The sequence below is a fragment of the Streptococcus gwangjuense genome (assembly GCF_003627155.1).
Classification (GTDB): domain Bacteria; phylum Bacillota; class Bacilli; order Lactobacillales; family Streptococcaceae; genus Streptococcus; species Streptococcus gwangjuensis.
In genome coordinates this window covers 654,141-676,166 of record NZ_CP032621.1, presented here as the reverse complement: position 1 = coordinate 676,166, position 22,026 = coordinate 654,141, and the positions used below count along the sequence as shown (strand labels likewise).

Sequence of the window (22,026 nt, the reverse complement as noted above, 5' to 3'; positions counted from 1 at the left end):
TTATTCGCTGTCAAGCAATTGAACATCTGCTGCATTTTTACGAAGCATGAGAATGCCGTCCCCTAAAGGTACTAATGTTGCAGTGAGTCCTGGATTGTCTAAAGTTGCATCAAATAATCTTTGAAGGCCTCGATAAATAGTTCGCTGGCCACGACGAACCTCCATAATGTCCTTGGCAACATCACCACCTTGGAAGATATCATCCAAGACAACCACACCACCGACTTCCAAATGTTTGAGGATTTCTGGCAGAAAGACGATGTATTTAGACTTGGCTGAATCCATAAAGACGAAATCATAGGACTCTGTCAAGGTAGATAAGACATCTACCGCATCTCCTTCTAGGAGCGTAATTTGCTTGCGACTGTCAAACTGGGCGAAATTTTCCTTGGCAAAACCAATCATTTCTGGATTGCGGTCAATGGTTGTAATCTTAGCATTTGGCGCATGTTCAGCCATCAAGAGGGCTGAAAAACCGATAGCCGTCCCAATTTCTAGAATGTTTTTTGGTTGCATAGTTTCCATGAGAAAACGGAAATAAGCAACCGTTTCATGGGGAATGATAGGAATATTTTCCTTGCGAGCAAAGTCTTCCAATTCTTTCAAAGAGCCTGTTACTTGCTTTTGACGCTGACGCATCAAGTCCACAATTTCTTCCTTGACAACAGGACGACGCATGTTATGATTGGCATTCTTACTATATGATTCAACCATCTTATGCCAATCCCAATTTTTCAACAAGGGCTTCAAACTCATTCAAACGACGTTCGAAGACTGCAAAGGCATCGTTGAGATAGTCTTCCTTCTCCATATCAACACCAGCTTTTCTCATGACATTAAGTGGATAGTCAGACTTACCTGCCTTGAGGTAGTCGATATAACGGTCACGGTCTTCTTGACTACCATGAACAATCTTTTCAGCCAGGGCTGAGGCTGCTGCAAAACCTGTTGAATATTGGTATACATAGTAGTTATAGTAGAAGTGTGGAATGCGAGCCCACTCGTATTGGATTTCAGGATTGTCTTCCTTACTCAAACCATAATACTCTTGGTTCAAGTCTGCGTAGAGTTTATTTAAGAAATCGCTTGTCAAGACCTCCCCGTTTTGGTCTGCTTGGTGGATTGCGTGCTCAAACTCAGCAAATTGAGTTTGACGGAAAACTGTTCCACGGAAACCATCTAGAAAGTTATTGAGAATAGCAAAGCGCGTTGCATCATCTTCCACTTCTTCCAATAATTTCTCCGTCAAGATATTTTCATTGGTAGTCGATGCAATCTCAGCCAAGAAGATAGAGTAATCCCCGTAAACATAAGGCTGCGTTTCGCGAGTATAGCTGGAATGCATGCTGTGACCTGTTTCATGAACAAGAGTAAAGAGATTGTCTAGATTGTCCTGCCAGTTAAGAAGCATAAAGGCATTTGTATCGTAAGAACCACCAGAGTAAGCTCCTGAACGCTTGCCTTGATTTTCGTAAACATCAATCCAACGCTCACTGAAGGCACGTTTGACACGGCTCAAGTAATCCTCACCCAAGACTGCCAAAGCATCTTCTGCCTTTTTCAAAGCTTCTTGGTAAGTAAAACTGTATTCGACAGACGAAAGCGGTGTGTAGACATCGTACATTTTGAGGTCTGAAATCCCCAAAATCTTTGAACGTAGCTCAAGGTAACGATGCAAGAGGGGCAAATGCTTGCGAACTGCTGCTACCAAATTGTCATAAACACTTTCTGGAACAAAATTTGCTGCAAGGGCTGCATGACGAGCACTCTTGTAGTTGCGAACTTTTGCACGATAGTTTTGAACTTTAACATTTGTTTGCAAGGTTTTAGCATAAGTATGTTGGAATTGCTCATAAGTTGCATAAAGAGCTTGATAAGCACCACGACGCACCTCACGATTTTTAGACTCCATCAGACGTGTGTAAGTCCCATGAGAGAGCTGCACTTCCTTACCATCATCGTCGAGGACATAAGGGAACACAATATCCGCATTGTCCAAGATAGCGAAGGTTTCACTTGCTGAACCAAAGATTTCTCCAGCTCCAGCCAATAATTCTTCTTCACGTTGTGAAAGAACGTGATCCTTGCCTTGTAAAAGCTTATCAAAATAGTGTTGATAAACCTGCAATTTTGGTTGAGCCTCTAAAAAGTCAGCATATTGCTTTTCACTGATTTCCATAAATTCAGGCTCATAGAATGAAAAAGCTTGATCTAGCTGACTGTAGAGAGTCATTGCTTTGGCATAGTACTCTTGGTACTTGGCTTCACGTGTGTCCTGGTCATTTTTCATATGAGCATAAACGTAAAGCTTCTCCATTTGGCGTTCCATTTCAAGAGAAAATTCAGTGATTTCTAGTAGGTTATCCGCACTATCCAAGAGATGGCCTTCATACTGGGCTACTTTCTCCAATTGTTCTGTTAAATCTTTTAAGGCTTCTTCCCAAGCCTGGTCAGTTGGGTAGATTGTTGATAGGTCCCATGTATCTTTTTCATTTATTTCATTTCTTTGTAATACCATTAGATTCCTCCATCTTTTCTATTCTACCATATTTTTCAAGAAATATTGCTGATAAAAGGCTGGTGGATAAAGCTTTTGCCAATCATTTTGAGGATTTTCTTGGTAATAGATTTGAAAATACTGATAATAGCTAGTCAAGTCTTGCTTAATCTGAAAAAACTCACCTACTAGTGGTCGAATTTGTGGATACCATTCTTTTAGCCCATAAGTCAGGAGATTTTCTCCCTTTTGATATGCTTCTGCTTGTTCTTTCATCCAAAAGGGATTTTGATAGTACAGTTGTTGCTGAATATAGCGACAGATGTCCTTATCCTCAGAAACTGCAAAATGAGATATTTTTTGTTTCTTATAAGGGAAACGCAATATTTCCAATAAACTAGCTTGACCATAGGGAAATTCCTTGATTTGATAATAGAGTCTGCCTCGGAGATCTTGGTGAATCAGGTATTTGAGTCTTAAAAGCTGTTTTTCCTTGTCCAATTCCCAAACATAAAATCCCATGTTTTGACTAAAATAGAGAAAACCTTGTTGCAGACGAGTCAAACGCTCCTTGAGCCAAAGTTTTTCTCCCAGTAACCACAGTACTTGGTAACCCTGACTACGATAGCCCTCGCTACGCTCTTTAAGAAGTTTTTGTGGCAAGGGACTACACTGAACTTCTAAAGCTAGATTGCCATTTACAAATAGATCTGCAATCTGTTTAAGTTCTGGAAGCGGGTATTCTAATTGAACCTCTGTCTCTTTTTTCAACCAGTGATAAAGGAATTCCTTATTTGCCAGGTGTTCTGGACTTTCATTTTCAGAGGAAAAATCACAGTCTTTTAAAGATTTATGGGCAAAATGGGGCCGGACACTTGGTCCTTGACGCAAACGGAGCTGACCTCCACAAGCTGGGCAAGTGTATGCTTGCTTCTCAAGCTTATCCTCTAACACATTTACCAGCTGTCCCCTAGCATTTTTCGCAACAAACATGATTTCCCTCCTTTTCTATATTATTCGCAAAAAAGAAAAAAGATCAGGAAATTTCCTAATCTTCATCACTCTATAATTTTAGAGTTGCAAGCGATTTTCAAGAGCTTGTGTCAACACTTCAGAATAGTTCACTTTCTCACGATCTGCAAGTCTGACTAGCCACTCTGGAACCGTAACATTTTTTCGAATCGCCTTATTATTCTTTACGAAAGGCAAGGGATTGACCTGAATCAAAGTCACAAATCCATCAGGAGCTTTCAACTTAGAAATATCACTAGGAGTAGGCAGAGCCAGTCCTTCATCAATATAAGAAGCTAAAACACTCTCAAGCATTTCCCGAGCATTTTTCATTGCAAGTTCAATCGTTGCTCCTTCAGTCCCACCTCCAAACTCCGGAAATTCAATCCAGTATCCAGTACCTTCTTTATGAAAAATAGCAGGATAAGATTTTAGCATAATACACCTCCACAATTTCCAAATCAACTACAATCCCAAATCTTTTAATATATTTCTCTCTAAACCTTTTCCTAGGTCATCATTACCGTGAACTGGAATAGTGACAAGATAGGGAACCCCTTCTTTCTTAAAATGATGATGACTTCCTCTCTTACGAACTTCAATCCATCCATTTGCAAGAGCTAATTTTACCATTTCCTTACCTGTGATTGGCATTTATGGTCATCTTTCTATCTAAAATTATACTTATAATGCGTATTTTTGTCAATCCTTCTATCTTATCTATTCGTAAAAAAGAAAAAAGATCAGGAAATTTCCTAATCTTCATGTATGTTTACTTGATTTTCTTAGCTAGCATGGTCGCAAAGCGTAGTTGAATGCGATTGCCATTCTCATCGCGACGGTGAAGATGGCCTGGATTTTCATTGTACTTAATCAATTCCCAGTCCTTGTAATAGTCTGCCAATTCCCCTTCTTTAAAGGTAAATGGGAAGTTCACAGAGCAAGGATAATCCTCCGTGTCCATAGCACAAACGATAAGATTATAACCACCGACCGTGGTATGCTCCTGCATATTTTTGATAATTGCAGGAATGCGGTCTGCTTGCAGAAACATCAGCACCACCGTCGATACGATGAAATCATACGCTTGTCCAATGCTGGCTGAATTGATATCGTAAAGACCTACAGGCATATCCAGGTCTTCCTGCTCCACAATGCTTTGCAAGATTTCAAGGGCCAATTCATTTTGATCCACAGCCGTCACATCAAAACCATTCTGTGCAAGAAAGAGAGAGTTACGGCCTTGACCACAGCCCAAATCCAAGGCTTTCCCTGGTTTTACTGTCTGCATTGCCTCTAGGACCTCTGAATGAACAGGATTGGTATTGTATTTCTTAGGAAAATAATCCTCAGGTTTACAATAAAATTCCAAGTACCACTCTACATCGTCTGTTACAGCCTCCACTCGGTGCCAGGCTTGTGGTTGTGCCATGGGATTGTCGGCTCCTGCTTCAAAGATGTGCTCAGCTAAAACCTCACCATCTTCTGTCAATTCAATAAACTTGAGAGCTCCCTTCAAGACAGTAATTTTCCCCCAAGTTCCAACTTTTGTATTGTGCTTTTGCTGAACAGCCTCTGGCATGGTTTCTTTAGTCCACAAAGGCATACGTTTATAGGCAACTAGTTTTTCCATCTTCATTCCTCTTTTTATCGCTGATTAACAGCTTTCATCACGCGCGCAATATCGCGATTCTGCTCACGACGTTTGATAGACTCCCTTTTGTCATAGTCATGCTTCCCTTTGGCAAGTCCTAAAAGAAGCTTGGCATAGCCATCTTTGATATAGACTTTAAGGGGAACCAGGGTCATACCTGTCCCTTTGGTCTCTTGTTCCAACTTTTGGATTTGCTTTTTATGGAGCAGGAGTTTACGACGACGTTCTGGTTCTTGATTCCAGATATTGCCCTCTTCGTAAGGCGCAATATGAACATTGCTCAACCAAACTTCCCCATTTTTTACTTGGGCAAAGCCATCCTTGAGATTGATTCGAGCAGCTCGCACACTCTTGATTTCAGTTCCAGTCAGGACCATCCCTGCCTCTAGCGTATCTACGATTGTATAGTCGTGGCGCGCTTTTTTATTTTGTGCGACGACCTTTCCCTCGCCCTTTGCCATGCTTGGCTCCTTTCTTAGCTACTTCCTTATAAAAAGGTTTCTTTCCTTTTTTCTTCTTATCTTTTTGTGAATGCTTGCGCTTATCATTTGAGCGTCCCGATTTTCTCTTATCTTCCTTCTTATCTGAACGACGACTTGAACCACGCCCTCTGTCGCTGCGATTAGACTGTTTTAAGCCTTTTTCAATCACATCAAACTCACTTGGGATATAAGAGAAGTCGATTTCACCCGTCATCTTGTCGGCTCTTTCAACTCGGATACGAATCTGTTGTCCTACACGGAAGGTGGTTCCTGATTTTTCTCCACGCAGAGTCAAATCACGTTCGTTGAAATGATAAAATTCAGGTAGATTGGTAATGTGAATCAAACCTTCCACCGTGTTTGGCAATTCAACAAAGAGACCGAATTTGACAATACTTGATACAACAGCATCGTACTCTTGACCTACATATTCTTCCATATACTCAGCCTTTTTCATGGCTTCGACTTCACGCTCAGCCTCAATGGCACGACGTTCACGGTTGGAAGACTGGGTCGCAATCTCTGGAATCACTTGTTCAAAATGCTCTGCTATTTCCTTAGAACGGCCGTAATCACGAATCATACGGTGAACAAGAAGGTCTGGATAACGACGAATCGGACTAGTAAAGTGAGTGTAATAGTCAGCCGCTAATCCATAGTGGCCGTGATTGTGCTCCGAATAGCGAGCCTGCTGCATAGAGCGAAGAAGCATCATGGACAATACATCCGCATAAGGTTCTCCCTCAACAGTACGCATGATGTCTTGAAGGGCCTCTTGGCTAATCTCACTGGCAGTTCCATAAATGCGCAAGCCAAAACTCGAAGCATAATCAATAAACTTCTGAACTTTTTCAGCCTTTGGCTCCTCGTGAATTCGATAGATAAAAGGCAAATCCAGCTTACTAAAATGCTCGGCAACTGTTTCGTTGGCCATCAACATAAAGGACTCAATCATGCGCTCAGCAACACCACGCTGACGAAGAACAATATCAACAGGCTTACCTTGTTTATCCACTAAAATCTTCGCTTCGTTGGTATCGAAATTGAGGGCACCACGTTTCACACGCATGTTTTCTAGAGTTTCATGGAGCTTAGCCATAAGTTCAATACTTGGGACAATTTTCTGATACTCTTGTCTCTTTTCCACGTCGCCAGCTATAATATCATTGACATCGCTATAGGTCATACGGAAGCTTGTCTTGATTACCGTTTGTGTAATGGTGTAGTTGACCACACGACCATGTTTATCAATCTCCATAATAGCTGACTGGGTCAGGCGGTCAACTTGAGGATTGAGAGAGCAGATACCATTTGACAGTCGTTCTGGCAGCATTGGGACCACACGGTCTGTCACATAGACAGAAGTTGCGCGGTTAAGGGCTTCCTTGTCAAGAGCAGAACCCTCAGTCACATAGTAGGAAACATCTGCGATGTGAACTCCAAGTTCGATATTGCCATTTTTCAAAGCCTTGATGTGAACTGCGTCATCCAAGTCCTTGGCATCAGCACCGTCAATGGTAAAGGTAATCTCATCTCTCAGATCCAGACGACCCTCCATATCCTTTTGAAACGGAGCATCAGGCACACTTTCTGCCTCTTTGATAACAGCCTCTGGAAATTCTGAGACAATGTCCATAGACTCCAAAACCTCAAGGACATCAATTCCGACATCCGTTGAATGACCCACTACATCGAGGACACTCGCGACAAAGAAATCATGTTTCTTGCTTGGGTATTTGTCGATAAAGACCTTGAGAACTTCTGTTCCTTCTAGTTTAAGGGCTGGTTTCTTAACATAAATCGGTTGACTGATTTTCTGGTTTTTCGAACGGATATAGCCGGCATACTTAGGCTTTTCCTGATCTAGAACGATTTGACCTACAACGGTTGTCAAACTGTGTTCTAGGATATCGATAATTTTTGCTTCTGCTGCTGTTCCCTTATTGCGGTCAGCGACTTTCTTAATCACGACCTCAACTGTATCTCCATCAATAGCATAGTTGACATCGTTTTTCCCTACAAAAAGGTCGTCCTCCTCGCCTTCTAGACTGACAAAGCCAAAGCCATTTTTATGGGCATGAAAAATCCCCTTGAGGGTAATCTCATGTTTTTTCTTGACTTCCAAAGTCAGACTGCCATCTTCCTCAAAGCGTATCTGATGCTTTCTTTCCATTAGGGACAAGGTTTTAATCAACTCACGAAAATCCTTGGAACCATCTTTTCCCAAAGCCTGAGCCAAGTCATTGACAGTCACCTTTCCCTTATCTTGCAAATATTCTTTTATTCTATCTTTCATATTTTCTTTCTAGATTTTTTATTTTCTTTTACTGTAAAACCTGCTCAAATATCCTTTAAAAATAAAAAGAGGCAAAGACCTAGTCCTGCCCATTATTTTCTTATCTACTTGATAATACCGTCAATGCTAAGGCAATGGCTAGCCAGAAAAAGACTAAAATCCCTGTCAAACGCTGCATTACAGCTTCAAAACCGCGTGCTTTACTGCGTTCAAACAAATCACCTGAGCTGGCATCAAATACATTGCTGGATTGGTTTTTAGTTGGTTGCATGAAAATCGCAATCACAATCACAACAGATAATACTAATAAAATGGTTAATAATAGGTTATACATATCAAACTCCTTAAAATCCTTATTATTTTACCATAAAATCTACTTAGATTCAAGATGTAGGGTTACTTTTCTTTCCTTGGGACAATACTTTAAAACCTCGATCTTGTCTGGATGAGTTTTTGAATTTTTACTTGTTAGGTAATTGATACTGCCACAAGAGGAGCATTTGAGATTAATTTTTACTCGCACTAGATTTCCTTTACTTTTAATAATGTTCGAAATTGAAGCAGGTTAAAGAGACAACTAAATGCAACACAAAGACTTGTCGCATAAAAGACAGCATGGTAGCCAAATTGACCTGCTACTGCAGAACCTGCCATAGGACCAACGACACCTCCCAGATAAAAGAATACCTGGTTAAAGGCAAAGACCCTCGAAATGCCAGATTTGGGTGTCATCTTGCTGAGAAGGGCATTAACTCCAGGAATCAAGGCACCGGTCCCCAAGCCAAAGAGGAAACGATAGAGTCCTAGTTGAAGGGGGCTAGAAGCATTGGCACAGAGGAGATAGATGATGACTGAATAAAACTGAGCTACAACCAAGAGGCGATGATTACCCACCTTGTCACCTAGCTTGCCCATGATTCCTGCACTCATCATGCTAGAAAAGCCCATACTGGATACAATCAAACCTGACACAAAGAGAAGATTCTCTGTCTGGCCTAAGTCGCGCACATAAAGTGCTAAAATAGGGCCAATCGATTGGGCTGAAAATTGGATGACAAAACTGGTCAGAAAGAGATTGACCAAAAGATAGGGATATTTAACTGATGTAAATAATTCCTTTGTTGGGATGGCCTTTTCCTTGGCTACTGGTTGAAAATCTTCCTTGATAAAGCAAATAGTCAAAAGAGCGGCTAAAAACAGAAAACTACCAACCAGTAAGAAAACAGTACGAATGCCAAATAATTCTGCGATAAAGCCCCCTATAAAGGGACCAGTTAAAGTACCTGCAACTACTCCTGTAGACAAAGTCCCAAGAGCAGAGCCTGATTTCTCCTTTGGAACCTGACTAGCTATCAGAGCCGTTGCATTGGGAACAAAACCTGCAAATACACCATTTAGCAAACGAAGAAAGATTAACCAATAAATATTTGGAACAAAAGCCAAGCCTCCCATAGTAATGGTCATGGCCATGCCGGCCCGAATCATCATGGGTTTTCGACCGTATTTGTCAGCAAGGATACCCCAGATAGGAGAGAAAAGCGCCGCAGAAATGGCAGAGACAGAAATAGCTAAACCTGCATAAAAAGCAGCTTGATCACTCCCTACACCTAAATTTTCTACAAAGATGGGCATAAAAGGCACAACCAAGGAAATACTGGCTCCTGTAAGAAAATTACCAAACCAGGCAATGCGCAGATTATCCTTCCAGTTAATCTCTGTCATCTTGCTTACCTCCATCAAGAAGAATAAGCACTTGAGTTAAAAGCTGATCCTGATTGCCATTGTTGTCTAGCGCATAACTGGCCAAATGTTTCTTTTTTTCTAAGGGCCACTGGGCTGCCAAACGAGACTCAGCTTCATCCTTGGACAACTGGTCCCTTTTCATTAAGCGTTTCACTTGGACATCTCGGTCCACATAGACTAACCATGTCTCATCAAACCAAGCGCTGTAGTCCTGCTCAAAAAGTAGAGGAATATCCATGAAGAAAATCTCTTCTGTCTGAGCCAATTGGTCTCTCAAAATAGCCAGTTCCTCACGAATAATCTCTCCTTGAATTTGCTTAGACCATTCTCGTTCATCAGTATTTGAAAAGATGAGACTAGTTAGGAGAGTGCGATTGAGTTCTCCATTTTCTAAGATAATTTTTTGACCAAAGTGCTGGACTAGAAACTGAAACAGACGACCACCAGGTTTCTGTAGTTGGTGGACGACTGCGTCGGCATCCACTACTTGAAAGCCTTGCTTTCTTAGAAAATTTGTCACTGTTGACTTACCAGAGGCAATTCCTCCTGTGATTCCGATGATTTTCCCCATCAGCTCCTCCTTTGGCAGTTTGGACAAAAGTGGGTGCCTCGTCCACCTAGTTGGATTTTCTCAATCACGGCGCCACAACGTGAACATTCTTGACCAGCCTTGTCATAGACTTGATGAAAATCCTGCATGGTTCCATCTTCCCCAAAGGCATTGGTATAGGTCCGAATGGTGGAACCACCTTTTTCAACAGCCTGACCCAAAATAGCAATGGTCTGGTCATGAATGGCAGTCGCTTCTTCTGCTGTCAAAGTCTGGGAAGGTCTAGCTGGATGAACCTGAGCTCGCCAGAGAACCTCATCCACATAGATATTGCCAAGTCCAGCTACCAAGGTCTGGTCTAGGAGATGGGATTTGATAGGCTTTTTGGACTTGGCTAGAGCATCTTGAAAGACCTGCACATCAAAGTCTGACTCTTTTGGCTCAGGACCTAATTTTTTAGAAATAAAGTAGGCGTCTAAAAGGTCAGGAGCCAAGAGTTCCATAGTACCAAACTTGCGTACATCCTCATAAACAAGCGTGCCACCATCTTCAAACTGAAAGAAAACATGGACATGCTTGCGTTCAGGTACTTGGTCTGGATAGTAAAAATACTTGCCCTCCATCCGCAGATGGGAAATCAAGACCTTGTCTGTCAGGTAAAAAAGCAAATATTTCCCACGACGTCCCATTGACTCAACAACTTGACCAGGCACTTTCTTTTGAAATTCGCCCAAATCTGTCTTAATCATCTTGGGGTAGCGAATTTCTACACTCGAAATCTTTTTACCCAAAATCAATTTTTCTAAGCCACGACGAACGGTTTCAACCTCAGGTAATTCAGGCATAAGTCCTCCTTCTGTAAAAACAAGAAGCAGGCATGAGCCCACCTCTACTTAGTATTCTTTTTCATTATAGCCAAAGTCAGCTAAATCTAGCTTTTTATCGCGCCAGTTTTTCTTGACCTTGACCCAGGTTTCTAGGAAGACCTTGTCTCCTAGCATGAGTTCAATATCACGACGGGCCATGCTACCGATTTTCTTAAGCATAGCACCACCTTTACCGATGATAATCCCTTTCTGACTATCGCGCTCAACCATGATGGTTGCACGGATGTGAACCTTGTCTGTTTCTTCGTCTCGTTTCATAGAATCAACTACTACGGCAACTGAGTGAGGAATTTCTTCACGAGTTAGGTGCAAGACTTTCTCACGAACCATTTCTGAAACCAAGAAACGTTCTGGATGGTCTGTGATTTGATCAGACGGGAAATACTGGAAACCTTCGTCCAGATTTTCGCTCAAAATATCCACTAGACGAGACACGTTATTTCCCTGAAGGGCTGAGATAGGAACGATTTCCTTGAAGTCCATTTGATTACGAAAATCATCAATCTGAGACAGAAGCTGATCTGGGTGAATCTTATCAATCTTGTTCACCACCAAAATCACAGGAACCTTGGCAGCCTTAAGACGCTCGATAATCATATCGTCCCCCTTACCACGCGCTTCATCAGCAGGTACCATAAAAAGAACGGTATCCACTTCACGAAGGGTGCTATAGGCAGATTCTACCATGAAATCTCCAAGGGCCGTTTTAGGCTTGTGAATCCCTGGTGTGTCGATAAAGACGATTTGTTCCTTATCAGTCGTGTAAATTCCCATGATTTTGTTGCGCGTTGTTTGCGCCTTGTCACTCATGATGGCAATCTTTTGCCCCATAACGTGATTTAAAAAAGTTGACTTCCCAACATTGGGACGTCCTAAAATGGCTACAAAGCCTGATTTAAAAGTCATAATTTCCTCTTGCTATTTAAAATAATAAATCCCAAATCCGTGGGAGAAAAATCAATGCGCCTGTTAAGGCTGCGAAAAGAGAGACCACTAATACCGCGCCAGCCGCCATATCCTTGGCATTTTTAGCCAGCATAGAAAAGTGATAGTGACTGGCCAAATCCACCACATTTTCAATAGCAGAGTTGATAATTTCAAAGGCTACTACCAAGAAAATGCTCAATAGGAGAAAGAGCCATTCGATTCGTGACACCTGAAAAACAAAACCGGCAAGGACGACCACAAGAGCCGTCACTGCATGTTTTCGCATATTGCGTTCTTCCTTGATGGCAGTAAAAATTCCTGTGAGAGCAAATTCTAAACTGGATATCAGGTCACGATTTTTCCATTTTCGTTTATTGTCTTGTGAGTCCATAGGCTGTCAAAATTTCTTCTTGTAAACCGAACATCTCCGCTTCTTCTTCCGGAGTGTAGTGATCATAGCCGTTGATATGTAAAAAGCCGTGTACTGCCAAGAAGCCCATCTCACGCTCAAAGCTATGGCCATATTCCTCGGCCTGCTCATGTGCTTTATCGATAGAGATGAACAGTTCCCCAATATAGGCATCAAACTCAGACATCATCTCTGCCAATTCTGGATTTTCAAGTAAATCCTCTTCGTCAAAGGCAATTTCCAACTCTGGCTTATACTCAAGGCTGATGACATCTGTCGGACGGTCGGTGTCACGGTACTCCAGATTGAGTTCATGACTACGTTCATTGGTCACAAAGGTAACTGCCATTTCCTTGTCTTCTTTGCCTAATTTTTGGGCTGCAAATTCCAAAATTTCTTGGGTTTGTTGCAACATTTCTTTTGAAACTTGACCAGTTTCATCTACCATTTCAATATACATGTGCTTCTCGTTTCTCTTTACTTGGCTTTATTATACCACATTTCCATGATTTTATTCTACCTTTTTGATATAATACTATGGAATACAATCACAAGGAGAGAACGATGTCATTTGACGGATTTTTTTTACACCACATGGTTGAGGAATTGCGAAGAGAGTTAGTGAATGGTCGCATCCAGAAAATCAATCAGCCTTTTGAACAAGAATTAGTCTTGCAAATCCGCAGCAATCGCCAAAGTCATCGCCTGCTCCTTTCTGCCCATCCAGTTTTTGGACGCATTCAGCTGACCCAAACGACTTTTGAAAATCCAGCCCAACCTTCCACCTTTATCATGGTTTTGAGAAAATATTTGCAGGGTGCCCTGATTGAGTCTATTGAGCAAGTGGAAAATGACCGTATTGTGGAAATGATAGTTTCCAATAAAAACGAGATTGGAGACCATATTCAGGCTACCTTGATTATCGAAATTATGGGGAAACACAGTAATATTCTACTGGTCGATAAAAGCAGTCATAAAATCCTCGAAGTTATCAAACACGTCGGCTTTTCACAAAATAGCTACCGTACCTTGCTTCCTGGATCGACCTACATAGCTCCGCCAAGTACGGAATCTCTCAATCCTTTTACGATCAAGGATGAAAAGCTCTTTGAAATCCTACAAACACAGGAAACGACAGCTAAAAATCTTCAAAGCCTCTTTCAAGGTCTGGGACGTGATACGGCAAATGAATTGGAAGACCTGCTGATTAGTGATAAACTGTCTACTTTCCGTAACTTTTTCAGTCAAGAAACCAAGCCCTGCTTGACAGAGACATCCTTCAGCCCAGTTCCTTTTGCAAATCAGGTGGGAGAGCCTTTTGCCAGTCTTTCTGATTTGTTGGACACCTACTATAAGGATAAGGCTGAGCGCGACCGCGTCAAACAGCAAGCCAGTGAACTCATTCGTCGTGTTGAAAATGAACTTCATAAAAACCGACACAAACTCAAAAAACAAGAAAAAGAGTTACTAGCGACAGACAATGCTGAGGAATTTCGCCAAAAGGGTGAATTGCTAACAACCTTCCTCCACCAAGTGCCTAACGACCAAGACCAGGTTATTCTAGACAACTACTATACTAATCAACCTATCACCATTGCGCTTGATAAGGCTCTGACTCCCAACCAGAATGCCCAACGCTATTTTAAACGTTACCAGAAACTCAAAGAAGCTGTCAAATACTTGACTGATCTGATTGAAGAAACCAAGGCAACCATTCTCTATCTGGAAAGTGTGGAAACTGTTCTCAACCAAGCTGGGCTGGAAGAAATCGCTGAAATCCGTGAAGAATTGATCCAAACAGGTTTTATCCGCAGAAGACAGCGAGAGAAAATTCAGAAACGCAAAAAACCAGAACAGTATATGGCGAGCGATGGCAAAACCATCATCTATGTCGGACGCAATAACCTGCAAAATGAGGAGCTAACCTTTAAAATGGCACGCAAGGAGGAACTTTGGTTCCATGTCAAGGACATTCCTGGAAGCCACGTTGTCATCTCAGGCAACCTAGACCCATCTGATGAAGTCAAGACAGACGCAGCAGAACTTGCAGCCTACTTCTCTCAAGGTCGCCTGTCAAATCTGGTCCAGGTGGATATGATTGAAGTCAAAAAACTCAACAAACCAACTGGTGGCAAACCAGGCTTTGTAACTTACACGGGACAAAAGACCCTCCGTGTCACACCAGACCCAGAAAAAATCGCATCCATGAAAAAATCCTGATTTCACTTGAAATCAGGATTTTCTTTTACATTTTACTCTGCAATTAAGGTTTCCAATCCAACCTTCATCATATCAGTGAAGGTATTTTGGCGTTCTTCTGCAGTCGTATCTTCATCTGGATTGACCAAACTATCAGAAATAGTCATGATGGCAAGCGCGTCAACATGGTGTTGGGCCGCCAGATAGTAAAGGGCTGCTGCTTCCATTTCCACAGCCTTGACTCCCCATTTACCAAGCTCGATATTCTTTTCAAAGTAGTTTGAGTAAAAGACATCAGATGACAAAACGTTCCCAACGTGGGTTGTCATACCAAGTTCTTTAGCGATATGGTAGGCCTTGTCCAGCAAATCAAAGCTAGCAATTTGTGGGAAATCGTACTGTGGCCAGTCATTGCGGATGATGTTAGAGTTGGTTGCAGCTGCCTGCGCCAAAACTAATTCACGGACGTGAACATCTTCATTCAATGAACCTGCTGTTCCCACACGGATCAATTTTTTCACACCGTAGTCAACAATCAACTCACGCGCATAAATCGAAATAGATGGCATCCCCATCCCAGTTCCCATGACTGATACACGGTGGCCCTTGTAAGTACCAGTGTAACCAAACATGTTACGTACTTCGTTAAAACAAACAGCATCTTCAAGGAAATTCTCCGCAATAAACTTAGCACGAAGAGGATCTCCAGGAAGAAGAATTTTATCAGCAATTTCACCCTGCTGAGCAGCAATATGGATAGACATAGTTAAGATATAAAGGGCGACAGAGAACAAAGTAAAAATAGGAAACTGACGACGCATCGCAGATGCTAGACAGTTTATCTTTTTTACACAGTTCTCCGCCCGTATTCAGTTCAATGAATACAGTTAACCCATCCTTTCTTTATTCTAAAATTTATAATCAGAAAGATACCAAACCCGTCAAAAAGCAAAGGGGAAATAGGAGTTGGGAGCAGTGAGCGATGCTCGCTAGACCAACTATCTTTTTCCCACTGCTTTTAGGGTGGGGTCAATTCCTTTCTTTCTTAATTTTGATGATATTGAGAAGATTAGACCGGCTTCAATTCAAACCCGAACTACCCTTACTTTCTGATTTTTAGAAAAGTTTTCCGCTCGTGTTCAAATCAGAACACACGCTCTACCTTTCTTTTTTTATTTTTATATTTCATAGCTAGGAAAAATCGGATTCAATCATGACTCCGATAAGCCTACTACATTTTTATTTAAAACAGTTATTGATAAACTGACAATAGTTTTTAATCTTTTAAGATAAATCCCTGACTAGAAGAAATGGGCATTTCCTACCTAATTACTTTATTCTTTGACTTCTGACACAATATGCTAGCCCAAGGAAAGCGGTCTAGCATTTTTGCAAATTCATAGGCTAAAACAGCTGTTACTAAGAAATACGGAATAGAATCTATACCTAGCCCAGTGAAACCTATAACTAATCCGGTTGCAGACCAGGGAGCCTTCAAAGTCACGGACAAAAAGCAAACAGATCCCAAAAGTAAAGTGGTTGGCTGGCTATCCACACCTAGAATTATTCCAAAGAGGGCAGCTCCAGCCATCCCCAAGGCAAAAGATGGCGTAAGAGTACCACCATAGGCCCCTGCCCAAAGGATAATAAGAACGACCACTGCTTTTAGGAAAAACATGAGAAGCACTGTTTGACCACTGCTACCATTTAAAATTTCCTGAGCCATCATGCGTCCATTACCAAGTAGATGTGGAAAGGAACTTGCAAGACCAACAAGAAAAAGAAAAGCTGAGGGCAATGTGAGAAGTATTCGTTTATCTTTTATTCTGTTTGAAGACGCTTCTTTACTTAAGCGACCAAAAAGCCAAGCCAGTGGGGTTAAGAAAAGAAGTAATAAGGGAATAATCCATATTTCCTTTAATGACCATGTGATAGCTGGAATCTGGTAGAGAGCCTGATCTGAAATAACCCAGCCTGCTGTATAGGTTGACACATAGGTAGTCAAACCGACTAAGACAAATCGTTTAATAGATAGAGCAATTCCTAGGGTTTCAAAAACAAAGAAGACACTTGTTAATGGAACCTGATAGACAGCTGCTAAACCAGCACCAGCACCACAAGCAAGGAGAAAGATTTGATCCTTCTTAGAGAGAGAACATATTTTTCCAATTGGTCCTGCAAATAGAGTTCCAATTTCTCGTGGTGCAGCTTCTTTGCCAATAGGGGCTCCCCCTCCAACTGCAATGATCTGCCAAATTGAATGAAATAGCTGTTTTAGAAAATGAAGCTTGTATTGTGAAGTCTCATCCTTCATCTGAGCTTTGATGGAAAAAATCTTCGACCCTTTTTGCAAGAAGTACCAGACTAAGGACGAGCTAAGACCCACGATTATTAAACTTAGTCCTATCCGTGAGGAGGAAACTCCATCTGTCAAAAAACCACTATGGTGCTCTGACTGACCAAAAGCTAGCTTCTCCATCATCTCTAAAAGATAATGGAGAAATATACCAGATAAACCCGAAACTATTCCTTGCAGAATTACTGCTATGAATAATCTAAAATTATAAGGAATTTTTCGAAAAATACTCCTCAATTCTATTAACATGATTACAATTCAGCAAGAATTGCTTTAAGCAAGCCTTTGAAGTCGCCTTTAACACGTTCAGTCACTTCTACAACCTCTTCGTGGTTCAGTTCTTCTTGGAATCCAGCAGCAAAGTTAGTAATACATGAAATTCCCAGAACTTTTAAACCTGAGTGGGCTGCCACGATAACTTCAGGAACCGTAGACATACCCACAGCATCTGCTCCCAGTGTCTTATAGGCACGAATTTCTGCTGGTGTTTCATAAGTCGGACCAGTTACACCAATATAGACACCTTCATCAAGCTTGATACCAAGTTTTTTAGCCACTTCATGGGCAGTAGCACGGTATTCTGGTGTATAGGCCTTAGACATATCAGGGAAACGAGGACCAAATTCATCCAAGTTTTCACCCATCAATGGGTTTTGCCCCGTCATGTTGATATGGTCTGAGATAGCCATCAAAGTACCTGGGCCAAATCCAATACCTCCAGCTGCATTGGTTACAATGACACCTTCACATCCAAGAACTTTCATGACACGAACTGGGAAAGTCACAACTTCCAGAGGATTTCCTTCGTAGAAATGGAAACGCCCTTGAAGAGCTAAGACCTTACGACCTGCAAGTTCACCATATACTAATTTACCAGCGTGACCGACTACTGTAGATCGGCCCCAATTTGGAATCTCAGCATAGTCTACTACAACTGGATTTTCGATCTCTTCTGCAAGTTCTCCAAGTCCTGATCCAAGGATTAGACCGAACTCAGGCGTTTGGATTCCCTTATCCTTCAGGAAAGCAGCTGTCTCATTGATTTTGTCTAAAAATGTCATTGTGTGTCTCCGTTATTATTTTTTAGCATTTGACTGATTTTGTCAAAAGTTTTAGCATTGCGAATGGTGATGTTGCGATAAAAAGGCATCTTGAGCAAGTACTTATGATAGGCAGTTGCATAGTAGGATTCCTCAGAGAATTTCCCCCAGAAAATCCCAAGTCTTCCAAAATGAACCACTTCATCTTTCAGTTCCAAACTGTTCACTTTCTCGATGACTTGATCCACATCCAAGCTATCCGTGTAGAAGAGCACATCCTTTCGTGCCAAATCTTTGGTCCACCATTCAGGCAGATTTTCAAGTTCCTCTTCAAAGTCCTCAAGACTCAACAAGGAAAAGCTCTGAATAAATGGATAATGGACTTCAAAGAAAGCCTCTAACTTTTCAACCAATCGGGCTTTGGGAGCTGTCGAAGTAAAGAAAATATTGCCACTGTTTATGTAGGTTTCAACCTTTTCAAGCTCCAATTCGGACAATTCTTGACGTAGCTCCGCCATGACAACCTTATTTTTCCCACCTACGTTAATGCCCCGAACAAGTAAAGCATATCGCGTCATCTTATACCAATTTACCTAAGAAACTTTCCCCAATCATGGCAGTTTCAACACCAAAGTTATCGGCAATAGTCGCTGAGATATCTGCAAAATGTCCTACTGGAATGACACCATTTCCTTTAAAGGCAGGGCTATAGGCCAATAATGGAATATATTCACGTGTGTGGTCTGTTCCTGCATAGGTTGGGTCATTTCCATGGTCCGCAGTAATCAAAAGAAGATCATTCTCTCTCATGGCTGCGATAATTTCGGGCAAGCGTTCATCAAACTCATGCAAGCAATCACGGTAGCCATGAGCATTGCGACGGTGTCCATAAAGGGCATCAAAGTCAACTAAGTTTGTGAAGGAGAATCCTTTTTCAAACTCAGCAAGGCCCATGGTCTTCAATAGTGTATCAATTCCATGGCTGTTTGACTTGTTGTGGCCCATGTCATGGTTGATACCAGCACCGTTAAAGATATCATTGATTTTACCAACAGCGTAAGTATCAATACCAGCTTCGTTTAATTTATCCAAAACAGTTGGAGCAAATGGTGAAACTGCCAAATCACGACGGTTTGCTGTACGAGTGAAGTTACCTGGTTCACCTACATAAGGGCGAGCAATAATACGACCTAGAAGGGCTGGGCGCTCAAGGGTAATCGAACGAGCGTATTCACAGATACGATACAATTCATCCAAAGGAATAATATCTTCGTGGGCAGCAATTTGCAAAACAGGGTCAGCCGAAGTATAGATAATCAACTCCCCAGTTTCCATCTGACGTGGTCCAAAGTCATCGATAACAGCTGTACCTGAGTAAGGTTTGTTAGCTTCACGAATAACCTTGCGTCCTGAGAATTCTTCGATTTTTGTCAAGATTTCTTCTGGGAATCCGTTCCAGAAAGTATCGAAAGGCTCAGTAATGTTGAGTCCCATGATTTCCCAGTGTCCAGTCATAGTATCCTTACCAAGAGATACTTCTTCTAATTTTGTTGCATATCCAGTTGGATTGCTTTCTGCCGGTACAGTCTTAAGAGGAGTTGCACGAGGAATATTTCCTAGACCGATTTTAGCCATATTTGGCACATTCAAACCAACTGTTTTTGAAATGTGTCCCAATGTGTCAGAAGCCCCATCTGGAACCCCTGCATTGACAAAGTTATTAGCATCTGGTGCAGCACCAATTCCCACAGAATCTAGTACTACCAAGTGAATACGATTAAATTTTGACATAGTGTATCTCCTTATTATTTTGATTATTTTGCTTTTGTTGAAGTTAAAATCTGAACTCCATCTTGTCCAGCAACGATGACCTTATCTACCATTTGGTTAAATAAGCCGTGTTCTACAACACCAACGACATGGTCCAATTCTTGCCCAAAGGCAATTGGATCTTCAATGACATCCAAGGCAAGGTCAATGATAAAATTCTGCATATCAGTCACAAAACGTTGGCCGTCTTTTTCACGGAAACTTGGTTTATAGCCAGCTCGCTCAAAACGACGAAAAACTTGCTCTGCGCCATACTGAACCACTTCTACTGGCAATTTAAAAGCACCTAGTTTATCTACCAGCTTGCTTTCATCCACCACCCAAATGTATTCTTTTGAAGGCGTTGCCACAACCTTCTCCATGAGAAGGGCGCCCCCACCGCCTTTGATTCCGTTAAACTGACTATCCACTTCATCCGCGCCATCAACCGTCACATCAACAAAGTCAACTTGGTCAATAGACTTGAGAGGGATCTTAAGCCCTTCAGCCTGTTTACTAGTCACACTAGAAGTTGTTACAGCTGTAATCTGCAACCCTTCTTCCTTGATACGACGACCTATTTCTTCTACGAAATAGTAGGCAGTAGAGCCCGTTCCCAGTCCAACAACCATCCCATCCTTGACAAACTCAGCAGCCTTGATGCCTGCCATTTTCTTCAGATTTTCCACTCAAACACCTCCATTAAAGAGCTACTTTTATTATAACATGTATCCCTTTTTATTTCATGGATACTCTGGAAAAACCCGAACATTTTTATTTCGGGTTTTGATGTCCTATTTAACCATGTCAGGATCGTAGTCATAAAATCCTGTATCAAGGAAACGGTTTTTAGGGTGAAGTTTACGCAATTCTTCATCCAGCAAGAAGGCTTGGTCATGGCTAAAATTGCCCTCTTGAATCAAGCTACGCGCTTGGATAAAGAGTTTTGCAATTTCAACAAAGTTCTGACCAGGAGTGTAGAGCCCTTCTAGTTTCCAGTGAGTAAAGCCATGCTCTACCAATTCTGTCAATTTTGTCATCAAATCAAGGTCGTTATTGGCAAAGATATGAGTACCATGATTGTCTTCAAAAATGGAATAATGGCTCTCAGGGTCACTTGGCTCTGCCAAGAAAAGGTCACGCTTGCGAGTCTTTTCATCATCGATATGCGTGAAGTTATAGTAGTTTTGCAAGAGCGGACGCTTAGAATGGTGAATAACACTAGCTCCGTAAACCAAAACTTCAGCAGGAATTTCCAAAATCTCTGGCATTTTGAAGAGTTCAGCAGATGGAATTTCACGCGCCAAAACAGCCTCAGATGCGCCAGCCTTTTGTCCCCAGAAGTTAATCTGGCGACTGCTAGTTACCATGGTTGAAGCATCGTAGATGGTCTTAAAGGAATAACCATCGCGGTTGACTACGTAAAAGACACCTGCATCCCCAATCGTAATGTAGTCTGTCTTGATTTCTTCCAAAAAGTCTAAGAAAGGCTTGATACGATCCATCATATCTTGGTGCATGAGGGCGTTAACCGCAACGATCAATTCCTTACCAGTATCATGAACCAGATTAGCGATTTCACGCAATTGGTCATAACTAAAGGTCGTTGGCAGGCGAAGGCCAAAATCTTTCTCACCGACATAGATACGGTCTACGCCAGCTTCGAGAAGTTGTTTAACTTGTTCAATACTTTCAGCAGTTGCTGTAATGATAATCTTTTCCATAAGAAAAATTATACCACATTTCTGGAAAATCAGCCATTCTTTAAAAATGAAAAGGGACTTTATTCTTATTGTAACCTTTCTGTAATAATTCTCTGCTGAAAAAATGATAAAATAGGTATGTACTGTTAAGGAGAGAATAATGCCCGTAAGAAAATTACAATCCTATGAGGTAGACAATCAAGAAGAATTAAGCCAGCAGGTTCCTCGCTATCAAGATTATACACCTGAAGCGCAATCTGATACCAATCTCAAGGAAATCCTATTTTTTGTTAATATCGCTGTTTTTTGTATCTGTATTGCTATCTTTAGTTTTATCTTTTTAGCATTAAAATTATCACCTGCTCTTGCCTTTGTCGCAGCAATCGGATCCAGCTTACTTGTTTTAAAAGTTCAACGGTCTATTATCAAACGAAAACGTAGAAGATAAATCCAAAATATCGCC

Annotated in this window: 25 protein-coding genes; 2 read left to right on the top strand and 23 right to left on the bottom strand. The window is 41.5% G+C overall.

The annotated features are described in order from the left end of the window. The 16 genes from D7D53_RS03385 to ybeY form a co-directional block, all read right to left on the bottom strand. Entirely contained in the window at positions 1–714 is a 714-nt protein-coding gene (locus D7D53_RS03385) for an O-methyltransferase (protein WP_120770851.1), read from the bottom strand. 1 nt (position 715) lies between these two features. Continuing rightward, complete coding sequence (pepF, locus tag D7D53_RS03380; RefSeq protein ID WP_120770125.1) at positions 716–2,518, bottom strand: oligoendopeptidase F; 1,803 nt, start codon at positions 2,516–2,518, stop codon at positions 716–718. Positions 2,519–2,536: 18 nt separating this feature from the next. After that, positions 2,537–3,490, bottom strand: coding sequence for a competence protein CoiA (locus tag D7D53_RS03375; RefSeq protein ID WP_120770124.1), 954 nt, complete (start codon positions 3,488–3,490; stop codon positions 2,537–2,539). A 78-nt stretch (positions 3,491–3,568) separates the two neighbouring features. Next, a complete protein-coding gene (locus D7D53_RS03370; RefSeq protein ID WP_120770123.1) occupies positions 3,569–3,946 on the bottom strand; it encodes a type II toxin-antitoxin system HicB family antitoxin in 378 nt (125 codons plus the stop codon). A gap of 27 nt (positions 3,947–3,973) precedes the next feature. Next, positions 3,974–4,162: a type II toxin-antitoxin system HicA family toxin gene (locus tag D7D53_RS03365; RefSeq protein WP_120770122.1), complete on the bottom strand. Its 189-nt coding sequence runs from the start codon at positions 4,160–4,162 to the stop codon at positions 3,974–3,976. A 118-nt stretch (positions 4,163–4,280) separates the two neighbouring features. Next, positions 4,281–5,141, bottom strand: coding sequence for an SAM-dependent methyltransferase TehB (tehB, locus tag D7D53_RS03360; RefSeq protein ID WP_120770121.1), 861 nt, complete (start codon positions 5,139–5,141; stop codon positions 4,281–4,283). Positions 5,142–5,155: 14 nt separating this feature from the next. Then, positions 5,156–5,623, bottom strand: coding sequence for an SsrA-binding protein SmpB (smpB, locus tag D7D53_RS03355; RefSeq protein ID WP_001051750.1), 468 nt, complete (start codon positions 5,621–5,623; stop codon positions 5,156–5,158). Further along, the gene (gene rnr, locus D7D53_RS03350; RefSeq protein WP_120770120.1) at positions 5,586–7,940 is read right to left on the bottom strand and encodes a ribonuclease R; all 2,355 of its coding nucleotides are present in this window, start codon (positions 7,938–7,940) and stop codon (positions 5,586–5,588) included. Before rnr ends, smpB begins: the two co-directional genes overlap by 38 nt. Before the next feature lie 100 nt (positions 7,941–8,040). Continuing rightward, positions 8,041–8,274, bottom strand: coding sequence for a preprotein translocase subunit SecG (gene secG / locus D7D53_RS03345; RefSeq protein ID WP_000282517.1), 234 nt, complete (start codon positions 8,272–8,274; stop codon positions 8,041–8,043). 39 nt (positions 8,275–8,313) lie between these two features. Then, a complete protein-coding gene (rpmG, locus tag D7D53_RS03340; protein ID WP_001809104.1) occupies positions 8,314–8,463 on the bottom strand; it encodes a 50S ribosomal protein L33 in 150 nt (49 codons plus the stop codon). Then, positions 8,463–9,662, bottom strand: coding sequence for a multidrug efflux MFS transporter PmrA (locus tag D7D53_RS03335; RefSeq protein ID WP_120770119.1), 1,200 nt, complete (start codon positions 9,660–9,662; stop codon positions 8,463–8,465). Before D7D53_RS03335 ends, rpmG begins: the two co-directional genes overlap by 1 nt. Continuing rightward, complete coding sequence (gene coaE / locus D7D53_RS03330) at positions 9,649–10,254, bottom strand: dephospho-CoA kinase (protein WP_120770118.1); 606 nt, start codon at positions 10,252–10,254, stop codon at positions 9,649–9,651. The genes D7D53_RS03335 and coaE overlap by 14 nt, the downstream gene beginning before the upstream one ends. Then, a complete protein-coding gene (gene mutM / locus D7D53_RS03325; protein WP_120770117.1) occupies positions 10,254–11,078 on the bottom strand; it encodes a DNA-formamidopyrimidine glycosylase in 825 nt (274 codons plus the stop codon). The genes coaE and mutM overlap by 1 nt, the downstream gene beginning before the upstream one ends. A 48-nt stretch (positions 11,079–11,126) precedes the next feature. Beyond that, a complete protein-coding gene (gene era, locus D7D53_RS03320; RefSeq protein WP_120770116.1) occupies positions 11,127–12,026 on the bottom strand; it encodes a GTPase Era in 900 nt (299 codons plus the stop codon). A 16-nt stretch (positions 12,027–12,042) separates the two neighbouring features. Next, the gene (locus D7D53_RS03315; RefSeq protein WP_120770115.1) at positions 12,043–12,438 is read right to left on the bottom strand and encodes a diacylglycerol kinase family protein; all 396 of its coding nucleotides are present in this window, start codon (positions 12,436–12,438) and stop codon (positions 12,043–12,045) included. Further along, positions 12,419–12,916, bottom strand: a complete 498-nt coding sequence (gene ybeY, locus D7D53_RS03310) for an rRNA maturation RNase YbeY (protein ID WP_000275156.1) — start codon at positions 12,914–12,916, stop codon at positions 12,419–12,421. Before ybeY ends, D7D53_RS03315 begins: the two co-directional genes overlap by 20 nt. Positions 12,917–13,020: 104 nt before the next feature. Here ybeY and pavA point away from each other — a divergent pair, with 104 nt between their 5' ends. Next, positions 13,021–14,676: an Rqc2 family fibronectin-binding protein PavA gene (gene pavA / locus D7D53_RS03305; protein ID WP_120770114.1), complete on the top strand. Its 1,656-nt coding sequence runs from the start codon at positions 13,021–13,023 to the stop codon at positions 14,674–14,676. 32 nt (positions 14,677–14,708) lie between these two features. Here pavA and deoD read toward each other — a convergent pair whose 3' ends face one another. The 7 genes from deoD to D7D53_RS03270 form a co-directional block, all read right to left on the bottom strand. Further along, on the bottom strand, positions 14,709–15,419 hold the full coding sequence (gene deoD / locus D7D53_RS03300) for a purine-nucleoside phosphorylase (protein ID WP_000022091.1): 711 nt from the start codon (positions 15,417–15,419) through the stop codon (positions 14,709–14,711). A gap of 557 nt (positions 15,420–15,976) precedes the next feature. After that, positions 15,977–17,260, bottom strand: a complete 1,284-nt coding sequence (locus tag D7D53_RS03295; RefSeq protein WP_120770113.1) for a chloride channel protein — start codon at positions 17,258–17,260, stop codon at positions 15,977–15,979. Between the two features lie 2 nt (positions 17,261–17,262). Continuing rightward, complete coding sequence (locus D7D53_RS03290) at positions 17,263–18,072, bottom strand: purine-nucleoside phosphorylase (protein WP_120770112.1); 810 nt, start codon at positions 18,070–18,072, stop codon at positions 17,263–17,265. Next, positions 18,069–18,629: a DUF1697 domain-containing protein gene (locus tag D7D53_RS03285; RefSeq protein ID WP_120770111.1), complete on the bottom strand. Its 561-nt coding sequence runs from the start codon at positions 18,627–18,629 to the stop codon at positions 18,069–18,071. The genes D7D53_RS03290 and D7D53_RS03285 overlap by 4 nt, the downstream gene beginning before the upstream one ends. A 1-nt stretch (position 18,630) precedes the next feature. Then, entirely contained in the window at positions 18,631–19,842 is a 1,212-nt protein-coding gene (locus tag D7D53_RS03280) for a phosphopentomutase (RefSeq protein ID WP_120770110.1), read from the bottom strand. A 23-nt stretch (positions 19,843–19,865) separates the two neighbouring features. Continuing rightward, on the bottom strand, positions 19,866–20,549 hold the full coding sequence (rpiA, locus tag D7D53_RS03275) for a ribose-5-phosphate isomerase RpiA (protein ID WP_120770109.1): 684 nt from the start codon (positions 20,547–20,549) through the stop codon (positions 19,866–19,868). Positions 20,550–20,654: 105 nt separating this feature from the next. After that, positions 20,655–21,584 (bottom strand): peptidase U32 family protein, encoded by a 930-nt coding sequence (locus tag D7D53_RS03270; RefSeq protein ID WP_004259456.1) that lies wholly within the window; start codon positions 21,582–21,584, stop codon positions 20,655–20,657. Between the two features lie 139 nt (positions 21,585–21,723). Between D7D53_RS03270 and D7D53_RS03265 the strand changes: the two genes are divergently transcribed. Then, positions 21,724–22,011 carry a DUF3270 domain-containing protein gene (locus D7D53_RS03265; protein ID WP_004259451.1) on the top strand — a complete coding sequence of 96 codons (288 nt, stop codon included), beginning with the start codon at positions 21,724–21,726 and terminating at the stop codon, positions 22,009–22,011. Positions 22,012–22,026 lie beyond the last annotated feature (15 nt).

What these genes read in the sequence shown, in the direction of transcription:
- D7D53_RS03385 (WP_120770851.1), bottom strand. Translation starts at nt 714, where the DNA reads ATGGTTGAATCATATAGTAAGAATGCCAATCATAACATGCGTCGTCCT.
- pepF (WP_120770125.1), bottom strand. Translation starts at nt 2,518, where the DNA reads ATGGTATTACAAAGAAATGAAATAAATGAAAAAGATACATGGGACCTA.
- D7D53_RS03375 (WP_120770124.1), bottom strand. Translation starts at nt 3,490, where the DNA reads ATGTTTGTTGCGAAAAATGCTAGGGGACAGCTGGTAAATGTGTTAGAG.
- D7D53_RS03370 (WP_120770123.1), bottom strand. Translation starts at nt 3,946, where the DNA reads ATGCTAAAATCTTATCCTGCTATTTTTCATAAAGAAGGTACTGGATAC.
- D7D53_RS03365 (WP_120770122.1), bottom strand. Translation starts at nt 4,162, where the DNA reads ATGCCAATCACAGGTAAGGAAATGGTAAAATTAGCTCTTGCAAATGGA.
- tehB (WP_120770121.1), bottom strand. Translation starts at nt 5,141, where the DNA reads ATGGAAAAACTAGTTGCCTATAAACGTATGCCTTTGTGGACTAAAGAA.
- smpB (WP_001051750.1), bottom strand. Translation starts at nt 5,623, where the DNA reads ATGGCAAAGGGCGAGGGAAAGGTCGTCGCACAAAATAAAAAAGCGCGC.
- rnr (WP_120770120.1), bottom strand. Translation starts at nt 7,940, where the DNA reads ATGAAAGATAGAATAAAAGAATATTTGCAAGATAAGGGAAAGGTGACT.
- secG (WP_000282517.1), bottom strand. Translation starts at nt 8,274, where the DNA reads ATGTATAACCTATTATTAACCATTTTATTAGTATTATCTGTTGTGATT.
- D7D53_RS03335 (WP_120770119.1), bottom strand. Translation starts at nt 9,662, where the DNA reads ATGACAGAGATTAACTGGAAGGATAATCTGCGCATTGCCTGGTTTGGT.
- coaE (WP_120770118.1), bottom strand. Translation starts at nt 10,254, where the DNA reads ATGGGGAAAATCATCGGAATCACAGGAGGAATTGCCTCTGGTAAGTCA.
- mutM (WP_120770117.1), bottom strand. Translation starts at nt 11,078, where the DNA reads ATGCCTGAATTACCTGAGGTTGAAACCGTTCGTCGTGGCTTAGAAAAA.
- era (WP_120770116.1), bottom strand. Translation starts at nt 12,026, where the DNA reads ATGACTTTTAAATCAGGCTTTGTAGCCATTTTAGGACGTCCCAATGTT.
- D7D53_RS03315 (WP_120770115.1), bottom strand. Translation starts at nt 12,438, where the DNA reads ATGGACTCACAAGACAATAAACGAAAATGGAAAAATCGTGACCTGATA.
- ybeY (WP_000275156.1), bottom strand. Translation starts at nt 12,916, where the DNA reads ATGTATATTGAAATGGTAGATGAAACTGGTCAAGTTTCAAAAGAAATG.
- pavA (WP_120770114.1), top strand. Translation starts at nt 13,021, where the DNA reads ATGTCATTTGACGGATTTTTTTTACACCACATGGTTGAGGAATTGCGA.
- deoD (WP_000022091.1), bottom strand. Translation starts at nt 15,419, where the DNA reads ATGTCTATCCATATTGCTGCTCAGCAGGGTGAAATTGCTGATAAAATT.
- D7D53_RS03295 (WP_120770113.1), bottom strand. Translation starts at nt 17,260, where the DNA reads ATGTTAATAGAATTGAGGAGTATTTTTCGAAAAATTCCTTATAATTTT.
- D7D53_RS03290 (WP_120770112.1), bottom strand. Translation starts at nt 18,072, where the DNA reads ATGACATTTTTAGACAAAATCAATGAGACAGCTGCTTTCCTGAAGGAT.
- D7D53_RS03285 (WP_120770111.1), bottom strand. Translation starts at nt 18,629, where the DNA reads ATGACGCGATATGCTTTACTTGTTCGGGGCATTAACGTAGGTGGGAAA.
- D7D53_RS03280 (WP_120770110.1), bottom strand. Translation starts at nt 19,842, where the DNA reads ATGTCAAAATTTAATCGTATTCACTTGGTAGTACTAGATTCTGTGGGA.
- D7D53_RS03270 (WP_004259456.1), bottom strand. Translation starts at nt 21,584, where the DNA reads ATGGAAAAGATTATCATTACAGCAACTGCTGAAAGTATTGAACAAGTT.
- D7D53_RS03265 (WP_004259451.1), top strand. Translation starts at nt 21,724, where the DNA reads ATGCCCGTAAGAAAATTACAATCCTATGAGGTAGACAATCAAGAAGAA.